The following is a 16,496-nucleotide window of genomic DNA, read 5'->3' as shown; positions in this document are numbered from 1 at the left end:
CGTGTAATTTGTGTGAGTACTTAATAGGCTGTACCGGTTGGTATCCCTGGTGAACGTTAGTGTTCCACATGGTTATCCAGCTCCAGCTACCTAAAGCTATAGTACCGCACAGTATCACAAAGAATACCAGTTTTTTGTTCTTAGCAAGTTTTTTGAAAGTAGCTAAGCGGTCAACAGGTGCTTTCTCTTCGCCTGTTACTTCTTCTTCAATCAATAAACCCTTGTTACGTAATAACAAACGCTCAAGCGTTGCAATTACTTTGTTTAACACCAGGATAACGATGAATGCGATAACGATAACGCCGATAAGACCAAAGATCACCAAATTGCTTGGCGGGCCAGTTTCTGCAGCAGCACCGCCACCAGCAGGAGCTTTAGCTTTTTCGGCCTGCATGTTTTTCCATTCTGTACGCACGTAAGTTATTACGTTACCTACATCGGCATCACTCAACTCAGCAAACACAGTCATGTTTGACTGGTTGTACTCGTTAAATATTTTTAATGCCTTCGGATTTTTTGCAGCGATCAATGCCTGGTTGTCCTGGATCCATTTGGTCAGGTAGGCATCATCCGTTTCTTGTGTCAGCTGTGGCCCCAGTGCCGGGCCTGTAGCACGCGTGTCTATTTTATGACACGCTGTACATTTTGCTTTAAATATCGCTTCGCCTTTTGCTGCATCTGCCTGTGCGTGGGCCGAAAACCCGCAAACAGCCAAACCGGCAATTAGTAAAATCGATCTTGTAAACTGTTTAAAAAGTAATGAGATATTTCTCATAAAGTGTATTTATGCTAAATAATTATATTATTAATGTGTGAAACTGACGTAAAGAATTATGATTTTGCCACTTTTACAGCCACAAAAGTATAATTTATTACAGTATCGCTGACAAATTTATGACACCAATATCTAATTTATAATCGTTCTAAATTATTGAGAAATGCCCTTTAAATTGAATTAAAAGGCTTTTTTTTATATTGTAAGAGGATCTTGAAAAACGAGGATTGATATAGATACTTTTAAAATTGAATTATTGTTTTAATATCCAGGCAAATATTAGCGGTACAACTATTGTTGCATCACTCTCTACAATGAATTTTGGAGTATTGATGTCAAGTTTTCCCCAGGTTATTTTTTCATTTGGTACCGCACCCGAATAAGAACCATATGAGGTAGTTGAATCTGAGATCTGGCAGAAATAACTCCAGAAAGGAATATCTGTCATTTCCATATCCTGATAAAGCATTGGCACCACACAAATAGGGAAATCGCCGGCTATACCACCGCCTATCTGGAAAAAGCCTACGCCCTTGCCGCCTGAATTTTTTGGATACCAATCAGCCAGCCATGCCATGTACTCGATACCGCTTTTCATGGTAACAGCTTTTATTTCGCCCTTAATAACGTAAGATGCAAAAATGTTCCCCATGGTTGAATCTTCCCAACCCGGCACAACAATAGGCAGGTTCTTTTCTGCAGCGGCCAGCATCCAGGAGTTTTTAGGATCAATTTCATAATATTGTTCCAACTCGCCGCTTAATAATATTTTGTACATGTATTCATGCGGAAAATAACGCTCACCATTGCTATCTGCATCTTTCCATATTTTGTAAATATGTTTTTGCAGGCGACGAAAAGCTTCTTCCTCGGGGATACAGGTATCGGTAACACGGTTGTAGTGGTTCTCTAACAGGTCCCACTCATCCTGCGGACTTAAGTCGCGGTAGTGAGGGACGCGTTTGTAATGTGAATGTGCTACCAGGTTCATGATATCTTCTTCCAGGTTTGCACCTGTACATGATATAATATCAATTTTATCCTGGCGGATCATTTCGGCAAGTGAGATACCTAACTCCGCGGTGCTCATAGCACCAGCCAGTGTCACCATCATTTTGCCGCCTTCGGTTAGGTGTGTTTCATAACCTTTAGCTGCATCCATTAGTGCCGCCGCATTAAAATGCAGGTAATTTTTTTCGATAAATTGCGATATAGGGCCTCTTTCTGTGCTCATCTTTTTAATCAATATATTGATTGCAAAAGTAGGTATTTTGTGCACATCAGAATTTTAAATTCCAAATTCGATAAAACAATTGGTTATAATATACCTTTGGCATCATTATATATATGAAAAAACTCCTTACAATTTTACTTGTTTTAATAGCTCTTCAGCCGGTACACGCACAAAGGCGCATTTTACCAAAATTTTTGTACGACATGTATTTTAGTAAGGATAGTACTAAAAAAGCAAGTTTTGTATTGTTACCGGTGTTAAGTACCGCGCCCGAGACAGGCCTGGAAATAGGCGGGTCGGCCCTTTATTCTTTTTATACCGATACCATTAGCCGCAATACACGTGTATCAAACATATTTGCTTACGGCACACTTACTACTAAGGGCCAAAGCAGGTTAAACCTAAGCACCAACTACTGGCTACCTCAAAATAAATACCACTATACAGCATCCATCGGTTACATTAATTTTCCGTTTGATTTTTATGGAGTTGGCAATAACACAAATAAGAGTGATGCCGATCGTTTAGGCCAAAAAAGGGTAAGGGTAACCTTTACCGGCGAAAAGAAATTTGGTGATAATGTTTATATAGGACTGGTAGCCGGAGGCTATGATTACCGTTTTGATGATGTTAACACTACCGGTATTTTCGCTACCGACCCAAGCATTGAAGGCAGGCATGGCGGCTCTTTTTTATATGCAGGACCAAGCCTGGTTTTTGATAGCCGTAACAACAATACTTATACTACCAAAGGTATCCACATTACCAGCTATTTAAACCTGATGAAGGGGGTGTTTAGTAACAACAGTTACAGTGGCGGCCTGTTCAACCTGGAATATGCCCAGTATTTCAAATTAGATAAACACTTTGTTTTAGCTTTTGACGTGCAGGAACAAAGCCTTACCGGCAGCCAGTCGCCGTTTTACTTATTGCCTGCCCTGGGGAGTGACGAAATGATGCGGGGTTACTACAATGGCCGTTTCCGCGACCGCAACCTGCTTGCCGGGCAAACAGAACTGCGTTACCGCGTAAGTGACCGCATAGGTGTAGTTGGCTTTTTAGGGGCGGGACAAGTATTCAACAAAAACTTTAACCTAAATGAGTTTAAACCCAACTACGGTGGCGGTCTCCGCTATTTCTTCGATACCGAAAAAGGTCTCAGCATCCGTATAGATTATGGTGTAGGTGAAAAACGCCCCGGCGAAAGCAGGCAAAGTGGTGTATATATTGGATTAGGGGAAGCGTTTTAAATGTGCAGATTTTAAATTATAGATGTGCAGATTGAGCTCATTTGCATATTTGCACATTTACTAAAATCTTATCTTAAAATCTTCCTTAGCTTGTCCGGTTTTAAAGAAAACCAGCCCAATCCAAAACAGATCTACCGTGGCACTTACCTGCGGGTGGGTTTTTATTTGTTCCCAGGCTTGTTTCATACCGTCGCTCCAGTAAATATCGTCGAAGATCAGCATGGTATCTTCATGTACCTTGGGCAGGCACCATTCAAAATATCTTAAAGTGGCATCGCGCTGGTGGTTACCATCAATGTATACAAAGTCGAGTTTTTCCTGGCTATCCAGCACACCACCAAGGGTATCATCAAAATTACCGGTGATAATGTTTATATCATTTAACCCGGCCCTTTCAAACACCTCCTTTGCTACGCCTGCGGTTTGGGGGCAACCCTCCAGCGTATACACTTTTGCATTAGGCGCTGCCTGTTGCAGGTATATTGTGGTTATACCCAAACAGGTACCCAGCTCAATAATATTAGTTGGTTGGGTAAAGGCCGCTAAACGGTACAGAAGTTTGGCCAGTTTGGGCGGTTTTAAGGCATTAATAGTAATGTCGCTAATTTTCTTCTGCTTGTTGTTGTTTACGTGCGAGCCAGCGCCAAGATCGGCAACCGTGATCATCCGGTCATCTATCAGCAGGTGATCGCGCTGTTCTTCTACTATATCATAAACTTCTTTATGCTTGTTATCATATATAACCTCATCCACCAAGCGGTATATAAACGGCGAATGTAAACCATGACGGTTTTTTGACTTAAACCTGTGCAACAGAAAATCCTTTGCAAACGTTACATTAATCATAGCTGTAAAAATATATAAACGTTTAGTATTTTAGCGGGTAGAGATATGATAAATCCCACAGAAGTAAATTCCTTAATAAAATTACTTGATGATCCGGATGGTGAGATTTATAACCACGTACATCAAAAACTACTTTCTTATGGTGTAGAGGCCATACAATACCTGGAATCGGCCTTTGAACAGGCCTTTGACAGTATACTGCAGGAACGGATTGCCAACCTGGTTCATGAAATACAATTTAGCACAGTAAAAAACGATCTACAGCTTTGGTACCAGGGGGGCTCATTTGATCTGTTACAGGGAATATTGATCATAAACCGTTACCAATACCCTGATCTTGATGAGCAGAAAGTAATAAACCAGGTAGAAGCAATAAAGCGGGATATATGGCTGCAGATGATGAATGAGGCCAGCCCTGTTGAGCAGATAAAGCTCATGAACCATGTTTTTTACAGCATACATGGCTTTAGCGGTAACACCACCAATCACCGCGACCCGCAAAACAGCTATATAAGCCAGGTACTTGACACCAAAAGAGGTAACCAGATCTCATTAGCCATTATCTATTCTATTATTGCACAAAAACTGGATATCCCGGTTTATGGCGTAAACCTGCCACAACATTTTATACTGGCATACCTTGATGAAAGCCGCGAGGCTGAGTTTGAGGGCGGTATTTTATTTTATATAAACGCCTTTAATAAGGGCTTTATTTTTGGCCGCCGGGATGTAGATATGTTCCTGAAACAACTGAACCTTAGGTTTGATAAGCAGTTTTACGAACCCTGCTCTAACGCCGATATTATTAAACGCGTGATAAGAAACCTCATTAGCGCCTATGAGCATATGGGGTCATCTGAGAAGGTGGATGAACTGAATGAGCTATTGGAGATACTGGGGTAGGTTTCAGCATTCCAAAAATAAGCATACTCTATTCTTCGGGCGTTAATTTTGCTATAGCAAACAGGGTTTAGAACACGCATCTATCACTCAAGGGGTAACCCCTATGGGGTAAAATCACTTTTTACTTTTTTCTACAAAGCGTTATCCCCTACGGGGAATAAATATTGTACTATTCAACCCAACAGGCATGCTCCGTTAGGAGCTATAGCTTTTGTAGAAAATACGCACATCAAACGTTATCCCCTAGGGGAATAAATATTGTACTATTCAACCCAACAGGCATGCTCCGTTAGGAGCTATAGCTTTGTAGAAAATATGCACGCAAATGTTTGCTCCGTCAGGAGTTACCCTTCCCTCCTATGCTAATGTTGTAAAGTGGATTTAGCTTAAATCTTACCGTTCGCTAACCAACCATTTGCATCCATCCAATCTTTAGCCCAGTTAAACCAAAGTTCTTTACTGGTTGGGTTTTTTAACCCGAAACCGTGGCCGCCGGCCTGGAACAGGTGCATCTCGGCTTTTACTTTAGCGTTCAGTAATGCTTGGTACATCAGCAAGGCGTTTTGTACCGGTACTGTATTATCATCTTCGGCATGTACCAAAAAGGTTGGCGGGGTGTTAGCTGTAACCTGTTTCTCATTTGAGTATAGGTCTATTTGTGCCTGTGGGGCATTCTTTCCGATTAGATTTTCTTTTGAACCCACATGGGCTTTCTCGCCAAAACTAATAACCGGATATATCAGCATCATAAAATCAGGGCGAACGCTAATATTATCCTTATTATCTATTACTACTTTATCAAAATGGGTTCCGGCAGTAGAGGCAAGATGCCCACCAGCCGAAAAACCGATAATGCCGATCCTTTTTGGATCAACACCCCATGTAGCAGCACCTTGCCTAACCATTTGAATGGCACGCTGTGCATCCTGCAATGGGCCTATGGTTTTATCCATCATGATATTATCACTTGGCAACCGGTATTTTACAACAAATGCCGTTACACCAATTTTGTTAAATTCAAGCGCTATGGCTTTACCCTCATGTTCGGTAGCAAGGTGAACATATCCACCGCCCGGAAATATGATAACTGCGCAGCCATTAGCCTTTTCAGGCAAATAAGGCGTAATCATTGGTATGCTAACCTTGGTTAGGCTCCCCTTATCGTTTTTCTCAATATAAGCAGCAGGTGTTGGTTTTGAATTGGGTACACCATCAGGATACAAAGGAATAGGGCTTTGAGCCTGTCCAAAAACCACTTGCGATAAAAACATCATCATGAATAAAGATAATAACCGGATATGCATAAGTATAGGTATTGATTTTTAGTTTTTCGGTCCGCCGAATTCCATTAAGTACGATTTTAAAAACTCGTTCAGGTCGCCGTCAAGTACAGCCGCCGCATTAGAGGTTTCATGATCTGTACGCAGGTCTTTCACCAGCTTATACGGATGTAAAACATAATTACGGATCTGTGAGCCCCACTCAATCTTTTTCTTATTGCCCTCTACCGCGCTTGATGCCTCGGCGCGCTTGCGCATTTCGGCTTCATATAATTGCGATTTAAGCAAGCGGATGGCGTTTTCCTTATTCTGTAATTGTGAGCGCGACTCCTGGTTCTTGATAATAATGCCCGATGGCTTGTGGTATAAACGTACGGCGGTTTCTACCTTGTTCACATTTTGCCCGCCTGCACCACCTGCACGGAAAGTTTCAAACTCTATATCGGCATCTTTAACCTCAATATCAATGGTATCATCAACGAGCGGGTAAACGTATACCGAGGCAAATGAAGTATGGCGTTTAGCATTAGAGTCAAACGGTGATATACGCACCAGGCGATGCACCCCATTTTCTCCTTTTAAATAGCCGTAAGCAAATTCGCCTTCTATTTGCAGCGTAACCGTTTTAACCCCGGCTACATCACCTTCCTGGTAATCCTGCTCTGTTACTTTGTGCCCGTTCTTTTCGGCCCACATAATATACATGCGCATTAGCATACCTGCCCAGTCGCAGCTTTCGGTACCACCGGCCCCTGCAGTTATTTGTAATACCGCGTTAAACTGGTCTTCTTCGGCACTGAGCATGTTTTTAAATTCAAGCTCTTCAACAGCGGTAACCGCCGCATTATATTGCTCAAGCATTTCTGCCTCGGTAGCATCGCCACTCTGGAAAAATTCGAACAATACGTTTGTATCGTCAACTACCGATACTACCTTCTGGAAGGCATCGGTCCATACTTTTTTTGTTTTGATAGAAGCAAGCACCTTTTCGGCTTCTTTAGGATGATCCCAAAAATTCGGGCCAACGGTTATTTCCTGCTCTTTTTGCATTGCATCGAGTTTTTTATCGATGTCAAAGATGCCTCCTCAGGGAAGTTGTTCTATCCCTCAAATCCTGAATATTTTCTTTAGTCATGTGGCAAATATATAAAAATGCAAACAGGCAAATAAAAAAGGCCTGCAATTGATTTACAACTGCAGGCCTTTTTTAATATATTCTTTTATTTATGCTATCCTCAACTGATTTAAAAGAACACTCATATCAACAACGTTGCCGTTTAGTTTTGATAGCAGAGTGCTTAAGGCAAACTCTTTGTTTTGCTCTCCTTTTGATTGCTTTATCAGTTCCTGCATTACCGGCGGAATAAGAAGGTTGGCGGTTTCTAATGCATCTTTGGAGCCAATATTATAAAAATTGTTCAGCTTATTGGCAAACTTATTAACCACACTTGTAATAAGCGGGTTATTATAAATACCTGTAAACTGAAAATATTTTACCAGGTCTTTTAATTTACCACTTTCTAACTGACTTTTTAACACCTCAATTATCGAGCTTGAGGCATCGTTCAAAACAGCTTCGCGATATTTTTCAGGGATTACCGGGTTGTTCATAACAGCCGCTTCGGCGTTATTTTTCACAAGCAAAAAGAGTTTTTCAAACATAATTTTTATGCATTAAAATCAAATTACGAATTTGGTAAAAATAGTTGTTTTATTTACCAAGACAACAAATATAATAAATATCTGTTTTGAAATCCCAAAAAAATAAACAAAATTGTTAATAATATGACAATCCGACTGGTGTATTGTAAACACTATGTAGGCGTGTAAAAACAACACTATCGGGTCATAATTTCATATTTAATTTATACCTAAAAATTAACTTACTATTTTTACAAAAAACACATCAACTATGTTGCCAAATATTGATTTTACCAGCACCCAGTCATATAAATATTTAACCAATCATTATATTGACATTCTTACCAAAAGCTTAAAGGAATTATTTGAAGCTGACAACGAGCGATTTGATAAATTCTCTTTACAATTTGAAGATATACTGTTGGATTACTCCAAGAACCGTATAGATGAAGAAACACTTGCACTGCTTATACAACTGGCCCGCGAGTGTGGTGTAAACAAGGCAATTGAAGCCATGTTCTCCGGAGAAAAGATCAATGTAACCGAAGACAGGCCGGTATTGCATGTTGCTTTACGTAACCGCAGCAATAGCCCTGTTTATGTAGATGGTAAAGATGTAATGCCCGATGTAAACCGCGTACTGCAGCATATGAAGGAATTTAGTGAGGCCATTATATCTGGCGAATGGAAAGGCTATACCGGCAAACCTATAACCGATGTAGTTAATATAGGCATTGGCGGTTCTGACCTGGGCCCGGTAATGGTAACCGAAGCTTTAAAAGCTTATAAAAACCACCTGAACCTGCACTTTGTATCAAACGTTGATGGTACGCATATAGCTGAAACTTTAAAAGGCTTAAATGCCGAGACCACCTTGTTCCTGATAGCTTCAAAAACATTCACAACGCAGGAAACTATGGGCAATGCCCACAGCGCGCGCGACTGGTTCATTGAAAATGGTGGCAAAGACGAAGATGTAGCCAAGCACTTTGCAGCTCTGTCAACTAATAGCGAAGGTGTTGAGAAATTTGGCATCGATACCAAAAACATGTTTGAGTTTTGGGATTGGGTTGGCGGCCGTTACTCATTATGGAGCGCCATTGGTTTATCTATTGCCTTAAGTGTAGGCTTTGATAATTTTGAGGAACTGCTAGCTGGCGCACATGCCATGGACGAGCATTTTAAATCGACCGAACTGGAGCAAAACCTGCCTGCTATACTGGCGTTGGTTGGCATATGGCATAATAACTTTTTTGAGGCCGAGACCGAAGCTATTCTTCCGTACGACCAGTATATGCACCGTTTTGCCGCGTATTTCCAACAGGGAGATATGGAAAGCAACGGTAAACATGTTGACCGTAATGGCAAACATGTTGATTACCAAACCGGGCCGGTTATCTGGGGCGAACCGGGTACCAATGGCCAACACGCTTTTTACCAGTTGATACACCAGGGAACTAAACTGATCCCATGTGATTTTATAGCACCTGCACAATCACACAATCCACTGGGTGAGCATCACAATATGCTGTTATCAAACTTTTTTGCCCAAACAGAAGCTTTAATGAATGGCAAAACCGAAGAAGAGGTGATTGCCGAGTTGAAAAAAGCAGGCAAAAGCGATGAAGAGATTAGTAAGATAGCACCATTTAAAGTATTTGAAGGTAACAGGCCAACCAACTCTATCCTGGTTAAAAAAATAACCCCGCGCACATTGGGCAGTTTAATAGCCATGTATGAGCACAAAATATTTGTGCAGGGCGTTATCTGGAACATTTACAGCTTTGACCAATGGGGTGTTGAACTGGGCAAACAATTAGCCGGTAAAATACTACCCGAGTTGAAGGATAATGCCGAGGTAACCTCTCATGATTCATCAACCAACGGTCTGATCAATCAGTATAAAGCCTGGAGGTAATTACAGTTTAAGTTAAACGATTTGTCATGCTGAACGATAGTGAAGCATCTATTTGCCTATAGATCTTTTTCTATTGCTTAGCATGACAGATATTTCATCCGGTTTTGACTGCCCCATACTGCATCAACACTACCCCATTTCCAAATGCTTTTGCCTGAAAAGGCTTTAGACTTAGCCTATCCCGCAGATTTTCAAACAGTGGTCTGCCCTGCTCAATCAACACGGGGTACAGCCATATATGGTATTCATCCACCAAATCCTTTCGGATAAGGGCAGTTACTAAGCTGCCGCTACCATAAACCATAATATCTTTACCCGGCTGTTGTTTAAGCTGGTTAACTTCAAGGGCAATACTTCTGTTTGCCAGCTGAGAGTTACTCCAGTTGCTCACATTTGTAAGTGTTTGTGAGAATACCACCTTTGTATAGCTATTCATCATATCTGCAAAATCAACATCCCCGCGGGCGGCATAAGGGCCTGCCTGTTGTGCGGGCCAATAACGTGCCATGGCAGTATAGGTAACCCTGCCAAGCAGTATAGTATCGGCATTGCCTAATTGTTCTGAACTAACCCTGCTCATCTCCTCATCCCAATAAGGCATATGCCAGTCCAGCTCACCGTTTGGGCCGGCCATAAAACCATTTAATGTTACATTTATTGATACAATTAACTTTCGCATCGTAACTGTTTATACGTCAGCCGGCTTATAGCAGAGCACCGTTATTCCACACTCAAATGAGGTAGACTTTATCAGTTTAAGGGGCAGCTTATTGCTCAATTCCTGATATATGGGCGTATTTGGGCCGGCTACAAAACCGTCAAGGGAAACCTGAGCCTGTAATTTTAATTTTCTCATTTTGTGTAGTTTTATTGCTGATACAAATGTATAGCAAGCACATAAATCGCATACGGTGTAAAAAGGACTTAATAGGGGTTGTTTACGACTTTTTTGTTGTCTAAATTTACTTTACCAATTAATATACCTGATATGAAACATGTATCCATCCTCATCACTAACGACGCGGTGCTGGCCAGCATAGCCGATCCGCGTATTATGTTTACAGGGGTAAATGAGTTTTTAGAGGCCGCAGGCAAACCCCCGCTATTTAATGTACAGTTGGTTGGCCTGTCTAAAGAAGTTAAACTGCACAGCGGCTTATTTTCCGTTCATACCGATGAACTGATCAGCAATATATCAAAAACCGACCTGATCATTATACCGGCAATGGGTGGTGATATGAAGGCTGCCATAAAAAAGAACGAGGAATTTATTCCGTGGATAGCTAAACAGCATTACCAGGGCGCAGAGGCGGCCAGCCTTTGCGTTGGTGCATTTTTACTGGCGGCTACAGGCATGTTAAATGGCAAAGAATGTTCAACCCATTGGCGCTTTGCAGAACAATTCAGGGAGATGTTTCCGGAGGTAACCTTAGTAGATGACCGGATTGTAACCGAGCAGCAGGGCCTGTACTCCAGCGGGGGTGCAACATCATACTGGAACCTGCTTTTATACCTTGTTGAAAAATATGCCGGCAGGGATATGGCTATTACTGCATCGAAAGTTTTCGCGCTGGAGATTGACCGCAAGAGCCAATCGCCGTTTATAATGTTTAACGGGCAGAAAACCCATGAGGATGAACCCATAAAGAAAGCACAGGAATTTATTGAAGCCAACATAGCCGAAAGGATCTCGGTAGAAGATCTTGCCCTGAAATACGCTATAGGTAAGCGCCACTTTGAGCGCCGCTTTAAAAAAGCTACCAACAATACACCTGTTGAGTATATACAAAGAGTAAAGATAGAAGCTGCCAAAAAACAGCTGGAAAGCGGCCGCAAAAATGTAAATGAGGTGATGTATGATGTTGGTTACACTGATACCAAAGCCTTCCGTACGGTATTTAAAAAGATAACCGGGCTATCCCCGGCAGAGTATCGGAATAGATATCAGAAAGCGGCATAGTGTTCCGTTCCGCAAAAAGCGGAACACTTAAGCAATGTCATTGCGAGGAGCGTAGCGACGTGGCAATCTCGTAGCCAATGCATATTCGCTTGTCGCTACGAGATTGCCGCGGCTTTCCACTACACGACCTCCGCGTAAGCCTCGCAATGACATATTTAGTTATTGGGGCATCCTGAGCTTGTCATTTATCCTTCAGAGGCCAAACGGATTTTTAAACTCGCAATGACATTGCTTAACTGCTCCTACTTTTTCACAAACTTTACCTGATATAGCTTCGGCCATTTTTTGCCGGTTACAAATATGCGATTGGCGGCTTTATCGTAAGCTATACCATTTAATACATTGTTGCCATCGTCAAAATCTTCGTAACGGGCATTTGCCGGGTATAGGTTTTTCATATCTATCCTTTGCAGTACAGCACCCGTTTTAGTATCTATTACCATAATATCATCAGTTCCATATACATTGGCATAAATTTTCCCATCAATATATTCCAGTTCATTTAATTTATTTACCGGCCCCTTGTTGTCATATACATCTATATAACCGGTTGTGTGATAATTATCTTTATCTAAAAACCAAATGCGGTTGGTGCTGTCATCCATGTAAATTCTTTTGCCATCAAAGCACATCCCCCAGCCTTCAACACCTACATTGTTATCAAATTTGCTCAGTATCTCAAAGCTGTTTTTATCGTATACATAGCCAATTTTACTTGTCCATGTTATCTGTGTTATTTTATTACCTATAACCACCATTCCCTCTGCAAAAACTTTAGGGTCAACCAGTTTCTTTTTAAGGATCCTTCCTGTTGCAAGGTCTGTTTTGGCCAAAAACGATTGCCCATCTTTTACCATTCCAGGCGGCGGATCAAGATAGCCACCACTGCTTTCGTAAAATGAACCATTTTCGAATGTTAAAGCCTCAACGTATATACTGGTATCATGCGGAAAGGTTTTTACAACCTGATAGGTCAATTGCTCGGGTGCTTTACCGGCCAGCAATACAATATTGGTGGTAACATCCTGGCTTTTACCTGCCTGATAAACTCTTCCCGTTATAATCCTCGCGCCTAACGCAACGGTATCGGTTTTAATATTTACTGCTGATGAATCTTTTGTAGCACCTACCCGGGTAGAATCAAGCAAGTAAACAATCGAATCGGCTTTAATATCACCGGGCAAGCTTACTTTGGCGCTTATTACATCACCTGCTTTGTAGGAAGTCCCGGCATCCGGACTAATGGTTAAATCGCCTGCTTGTTTACTATTATCTTTACAACCATATGCCAGCAGGGCTATTAGTGCAAAAAACGCTATTCTTTTATTCATCTTTTAAATGGCTGAAGGCCAAAAGGCATCTTCAATGTGTTTGAGTTTATAGTTGTTATTACGGTCAAAAAGTACGGATATTATATCAAAGCGCACATCTCCCTGGTGGTTCATCAAATAAATATATTCATCGGCGGCCTGTACCAGTAATTTTTGCTTGCGGGCATCTACAAAATCTTCGGGTTCGCCAAAGCCATTTCCTGTGCGGGCCTTTACTTCGGTAAAGATGATAACGCCAGCTTTGTAGGCTATCAAATCTATCTCGGCTTTGCCGAAAACCCAGTTCTCGTCCATTATTTCATAACCGGTTACCTCTAAATGCGCTTTGGCTAATGCTTCGCCTTGCCGGCCGAGATCGTTATGGATTGCCATTATTTTAATATTACCGAACCTAAGTAATCAGAAATGGTTTTCTCTACCTTTTTCATGTGCATGTATTGGTTCAGCAATATTTCCTGGTCGGCTTCTGCAGGTGTGGTCTGTAATTCTTTGCGCAGCCCTTCCAATATCTTGCCCACCTTTTGTTTTTTAAGGTGAAATATTGCACCCAGGATAGTTGCCTTCATATTGGCCTGTTCATCAGGCACCATTATTTTGTGCATTTCGTACCAGTTTTCGCTCAGTGTATATTTTGTAGCCAAAAGGGTAACTACCAAATCAACTATACCCTTATCACGATGATGGATAAAATGCTGTTCCTCGGGGAGTACGCCGTTTTCTACCTCCTGCCTGTACATTTCCATGAACTGCTTACAGGTGGCATCCTCAAATTCAACATCACTCAGCTCGGCTATCATAAACGGACCGATATAGGTATTGGCTATGCCATCCCAATCAATCATTTTATTACCATATAATAATAACAGGCGGATAATCTCTTTCTCCTGCGATGATTCATCTTTTGTTGTCTCAACTATCGGCTCATCAAAAAAGTGCGGCTCATCGGGCATCTCTTGCTGCCTTGAATTTTGCTGGCTTTGATGATCTTTCTTTGCCTTAGCCTGCCGCATTTTGTTAAGCTCGGTAAGCAGGGCACGCTCATCAATCTGTAATATATAACTACATTCTTTGATAAAAACAGATGCCTTGATAGAATCCGGGATCTTGGCAATACTTTCCACTATCTCCCTTATCACCTCCGATTTTCTAATCGGATCATTCCCCGCTTCCTTTAAAAGGATACTGGTTTTAAACAGGATGAAATCTTTCTTATTATCGTCAATGTGTTTTTTGAACACACTTGTACCAAATTTTTGTACATAGGAGTCCGGGTCATGCCCATCAGGGAAAAGTACTACTTTAACGTTCAGTCCCTCCTCCAAAATCATGTCCAGTCCGCGCAACGAGGCTTTTATACCTGCGGCATCGCCATCATAAAGTATGGTTATGTTTTTGGTGAACCTGCCTATCAATCTTATTTGTTCGCCAGTTAAAGATGTTCCTGATGATGCCACCACATTCTCGATACCCGCCTGGTGAACAGACAGCACATCGGCGTAGCCCTCCACCAAATAGCAATTATCTTCTTCGCGGATGGCTTTCTTGGCAAAATATAAACCGTATAAAACGTTTGATTTATGATAGATATCAGACTCGGGCGAGTTAACGTATTTAGGAACGTTCTTATCGTTTTTGAGTGTGCGGCCACCAAAGGCTATCACCCGGCCTGTAAAGCTGTGGATAGGGAACATTACCCGGCCGCGGTAACGGTCATACAATGAGCCATTGTCCCGTTTAACAGATAAGCCGCTATCTACTAAAAACTCCTGCTGGTAACCTTGTTTTAAGGCTTCGCCGGTAAAGGCCTCCCATTGATCGGGCGAGTAGCCCAGTTCAAATTTCTTGATGGTTTCGTTATTAAAACCACGCTCTTTAAAATAGCTTAGTCCGATGTTTTTACCTTCATCGGTCTCCAGCATGGTTTCATGAAAATATTTGGCCGCGTATCCGCTTACTATCATAAGGCTTTCGCGGCGGTTATCTTCTTCCCTGTTCTCTGATGATTCTACCGTTTCCTCAACCTCGATACCGTATTTTTTGGCCAGCCATTTCAGCGCTTCGGGATAGGTGAATTTTTCCAGTTCCATCAAAAAAGTGATGGCGCTGCCGCCTTTGCCTGTTGAAAAGTCTTTAAAAATACCTTTAGCCGGCGATACCGTAAACGACGGTGTACGCTCATTAGCAAATGGCGAAAGGCCTATATAGTTGGCTCCACGCTTTTTTAATTGTACAAATTCGCCAATCACCTCCACAATATCTGTGGCTTCCATTATACGGTCTATGGTGGGTTTGGTGATCATGTGTTAAAAAATGTGCAGCTGCAAAAGTAATTCTTAAACGGCTTAACTTGTTGTTTAAATATATAAAAAATCCAATTAAATGGCGAAAGCCCCGGCCTAACCCGTTTATAAAGAAGGATTAAAACGGAATGAAGAATAATCTTTATATGCTTTCCTTTGGAAATAACCGGGGTGATACCTTCAAAAACGTTATGGCAATCCCCGCCAGCACAATCACGCTGCCTATTATCTCATTCACCTCTAATTTCTCATTTAAAAGAAATACAGCCAGTAAACCGGCAAATACAGTTTGGCTTAATAAAGCGATAGATACCTTGGTACTCTCCAGGTACCGTAACGAATAATTAATAGTAAGCCATCCGGCTAACTGGCACAGCAAACCCATACCAATAAAACATAACCAAACCCGCAAAGGGAAATTTACAATGTTAATACTCATAAACAGGCTAATAATGAACAGGAATGCTGCGGCACCCAACATGCTGTAAAACATAAAGGTGAAAACATCAATCCCGGCCATTATATTTTTGGTGATCATGATATAGCCTGCATAAAATAAACTGGCAAGTAATGCTAACAATATACCAGCGTTAAATTCAAGATGCAAAATATGCTGATAGCCCACCAGTATTACCATGCCTAAAATGGCAACGCAAGTGCCTATCCAAAATAACCTGCCGGATAGTTTCCTGAATAGCAGGAAACTCATTAACCCGACCCAAACGGGCGCAAGGTTGGCAATAAGGGTTGATACGGTAGCGCTGATCTTTAACAACGACATATTCCAAACCGCAACATCTGCCGCGAACACTACACCGGCAATAACAGCTATAATAAGCTGTTTTCTGTTTACGCGTAGCTTATTTTTGATGATACAATAAGGTATTAAGCATAACCAGGCAATAAATACCCGGTAAAATGCCGCGCCCAGGGGTGATGTACCCGCAAGCTTAACAAATATGGGCGAAAACGATATGCATAAAATACCTATTGCGAGGCTAAGCTTTGGATTCATTAAAATTTATTGAGCTGCAAACTTAATTAAAGTATGAACCTAA

General features: G+C 41.5%; 16 protein-coding genes. 4 read left to right on the top strand and 12 right to left on the bottom strand.

The window, feature by feature from the left end; translation table 11 throughout:
* Together WC743_RS12430 and WC743_RS12425 are read right to left on the bottom strand one after the other, a co-directional pair.
* Window positions 1-775, bottom strand: a 775-nt coding sequence (locus WC743_RS12430; RefSeq protein ID WP_373012330.1) for a c-type cytochrome, incomplete at its 3' end; no start/stop codon positions are given.
* Between the two features lie 253 nt (window positions 776-1,028).
* The gene (locus WC743_RS12425; RefSeq protein ID WP_373012329.1) at window positions 1,029-2,009 is read right to left on the bottom strand and encodes a deoxyhypusine synthase family protein; all 981 of its coding nucleotides are present in this window, start codon (window positions 2,007-2,009) and stop codon (window positions 1,029-1,031) included.
* 113 nt (window positions 2,010-2,122) lie between these two features.
* Here WC743_RS12425 and WC743_RS12420 point away from each other — a divergent pair, with 113 nt between their 5' ends.
* Complete coding sequence (locus tag WC743_RS12420; RefSeq protein ID WP_373012328.1) at window positions 2,123-3,259, top strand: polymerase; 1,137 nt, start codon at window positions 2,123-2,125, stop codon at window positions 3,257-3,259.
* A 60-nt stretch (window positions 3,260-3,319) separates the two neighbouring features.
* Here the strand turns inward: WC743_RS12420 and WC743_RS12415 are convergent, their stop codons facing one another.
* Window positions 3,320-4,105: an O-methyltransferase gene (locus WC743_RS12415; protein WP_373012327.1), complete on the bottom strand. Its 786-nt coding sequence runs from the start codon at window positions 4,103-4,105 to the stop codon at window positions 3,320-3,322.
* A gap of 45 nt (window positions 4,106-4,150) precedes the next feature.
* Between WC743_RS12415 and WC743_RS12410 the strand changes: the two genes are divergently transcribed.
* Entirely contained in the window at window positions 4,151-5,008 is an 858-nt protein-coding gene (locus tag WC743_RS12410; protein ID WP_373012326.1) for a transglutaminase-like domain-containing protein, read from the top strand.
* A gap of 386 nt (window positions 5,009-5,394) precedes the next feature.
* Here WC743_RS12410 and WC743_RS12405 read toward each other — a convergent pair whose 3' ends face one another.
* From WC743_RS12405 to WC743_RS12395, 3 genes are all read right to left on the bottom strand, one after another.
* Entirely contained in the window at window positions 5,395-6,312 is a 918-nt protein-coding gene (locus WC743_RS12405; protein ID WP_373012325.1) for an alpha/beta hydrolase, read from the bottom strand.
* Window positions 6,313-6,330: 18 nt separating this feature from the next.
* Window positions 6,331-7,423, bottom strand: a protein-coding gene (gene prfB / locus WC743_RS12400) for a peptide chain release factor 2 (protein WP_373012324.1) whose coding sequence is annotated in 2 segments (ribosomal slippage) — window positions 6,331-7,362 and window positions 7,364-7,423 — 1,092 coding nt in all. Because the reading frame shifts where the segments join, the coding sequence is not laid out codon by codon here.
* Between the two features lie 89 nt (window positions 7,424-7,512).
* On the bottom strand, window positions 7,513-7,950 hold the full coding sequence (locus tag WC743_RS12395) for a hypothetical protein (protein ID WP_373012323.1): 438 nt from the start codon (window positions 7,948-7,950) through the stop codon (window positions 7,513-7,515).
* 250 nt (window positions 7,951-8,200) lie between these two features.
* Here WC743_RS12395 and pgi point away from each other — a divergent pair, with 250 nt between their 5' ends.
* Window positions 8,201-9,847, top strand: a complete 1,647-nt coding sequence (gene pgi / locus WC743_RS12390; protein WP_373012322.1) for a glucose-6-phosphate isomerase — start codon at window positions 8,201-8,203, stop codon at window positions 9,845-9,847.
* Window positions 9,848-9,941: 94 nt separating this feature from the next.
* On the opposite strand, the gene WC743_RS12385 is transcribed toward pgi, so the two are convergent.
* Together WC743_RS12385 and WC743_RS12380 are read right to left on the bottom strand one after the other, a co-directional pair.
* Window positions 9,942-10,526 carry a dihydrofolate reductase family protein gene (locus tag WC743_RS12385; RefSeq protein WP_373012321.1) on the bottom strand — a complete coding sequence of 195 codons (585 nt, stop codon included), beginning with the start codon at window positions 10,524-10,526 and terminating at the stop codon, window positions 9,942-9,944.
* A 9-nt stretch (window positions 10,527-10,535) separates the two neighbouring features.
* Window positions 10,536-10,703, bottom strand: coding sequence for a hypothetical protein (locus tag WC743_RS12380; RefSeq protein ID WP_373012320.1), 168 nt, complete (start codon window positions 10,701-10,703; stop codon window positions 10,536-10,538).
* Window positions 10,704-10,835: 132 nt separating this feature from the next.
* On the opposite strand from WC743_RS12380, the gene WC743_RS12375 reads away from it, so the two are divergent.
* A complete protein-coding gene (locus tag WC743_RS12375; protein WP_373012319.1) occupies window positions 10,836-11,807 on the top strand; it encodes a GlxA family transcriptional regulator in 972 nt (323 codons plus the stop codon).
* A gap of 242 nt (window positions 11,808-12,049) precedes the next feature.
* Here the strand turns inward: WC743_RS12375 and WC743_RS12370 are convergent, their stop codons facing one another.
* The 4 genes from WC743_RS12370 to WC743_RS12355 form a co-directional block, all read right to left on the bottom strand.
* Window positions 12,050-13,138, bottom strand: coding sequence for a glutaminyl-peptide cyclotransferase (locus WC743_RS12370; protein ID WP_373012318.1), 1,089 nt, complete (start codon window positions 13,136-13,138; stop codon window positions 12,050-12,052).
* Window positions 13,139-13,141: 3 nt separating this feature from the next.
* Window positions 13,142-13,510 carry a YraN family protein gene (locus WC743_RS12365; RefSeq protein ID WP_373012317.1) on the bottom strand — a complete coding sequence of 123 codons (369 nt, stop codon included), beginning with the start codon at window positions 13,508-13,510 and terminating at the stop codon, window positions 13,142-13,144.
* Window positions 13,510-15,438, bottom strand: a complete 1,929-nt coding sequence (dnaG, locus tag WC743_RS12360) for a DNA primase (RefSeq protein WP_373012316.1) — start codon at window positions 15,436-15,438, stop codon at window positions 13,510-13,512. The genes WC743_RS12365 and dnaG overlap by 1 nt, the downstream gene beginning before the upstream one ends.
* A 142-nt stretch (window positions 15,439-15,580) precedes the next feature.
* Window positions 15,581-16,453, bottom strand: a complete 873-nt coding sequence (locus WC743_RS12355; protein ID WP_373012315.1) for a DMT family transporter — start codon at window positions 16,451-16,453, stop codon at window positions 15,581-15,583.
* Between the last annotated feature and the right edge of the window lie 43 nt (window positions 16,454-16,496).

Origin of the sequence: Mucilaginibacter sp. (assembly GCF_041660805.1) — a bacterium.
Classification (GTDB): Bacteria; Bacteroidota; Bacteroidia; order Sphingobacteriales; family Sphingobacteriaceae; genus Mucilaginibacter.
This window is presented reverse-complemented; position numbering and strand designations above follow the sequence as displayed.

Coding starts and splice junctions, on each gene's coding strand:
- pgi (WP_373012322.1), top strand. CDS start 8,201: ATGTTGCCAAATATTGATTTTACCAGCACCCAGTCATATAAATATTTA.
- WC743_RS12385 (WP_373012321.1), bottom strand. CDS start 10,526: ATGCGAAAGTTAATTGTATCAATAAATGTAACATTAAATGGTTTTATG.
- WC743_RS12405 (WP_373012325.1), bottom strand. CDS start 6,312: ATGCATATCCGGTTATTATCTTTATTCATGATGATGTTTTTATCGCAA.
- WC743_RS12410 (WP_373012326.1), top strand. CDS start 4,151: ATGATAAATCCCACAGAAGTAAATTCCTTAATAAAATTACTTGATGAT.
- WC743_RS12425 (WP_373012329.1), bottom strand. CDS start 2,009: ATGAGCACAGAAAGAGGCCCTATATCGCAATTTATCGAAAAAAATTAC.
- WC743_RS12395 (WP_373012323.1), bottom strand. CDS start 7,950: ATGTTTGAAAAACTCTTTTTGCTTGTGAAAAATAACGCCGAAGCGGCT.
- WC743_RS12420 (WP_373012328.1), top strand. CDS start 2,123: ATGAAAAAACTCCTTACAATTTTACTTGTTTTAATAGCTCTTCAGCCG.
- WC743_RS12380 (WP_373012320.1), bottom strand. CDS start 10,703: ATGAGAAAATTAAAATTACAGGCTCAGGTTTCCCTTGACGGTTTTGTA.
- WC743_RS12415 (WP_373012327.1), bottom strand. CDS start 4,105: ATGATTAATGTAACGTTTGCAAAGGATTTTCTGTTGCACAGGTTTAAG.
- WC743_RS12365 (WP_373012317.1), bottom strand. CDS start 13,510: ATGGCAATCCATAACGATCTCGGCCGGCAAGGCGAAGCATTAGCCAAA.
- WC743_RS12355 (WP_373012315.1), bottom strand. CDS start 16,453: ATGAATCCAAAGCTTAGCCTCGCAATAGGTATTTTATGCATATCGTTT.
- WC743_RS12370 (WP_373012318.1), bottom strand. CDS start 13,138: ATGAATAAAAGAATAGCGTTTTTTGCACTAATAGCCCTGCTGGCATAT.
- dnaG (WP_373012316.1), bottom strand. CDS start 15,438: ATGATCACCAAACCCACCATAGACCGTATAATGGAAGCCACAGATATT.
- WC743_RS12375 (WP_373012319.1), top strand. CDS start 10,836: ATGAAACATGTATCCATCCTCATCACTAACGACGCGGTGCTGGCCAGC.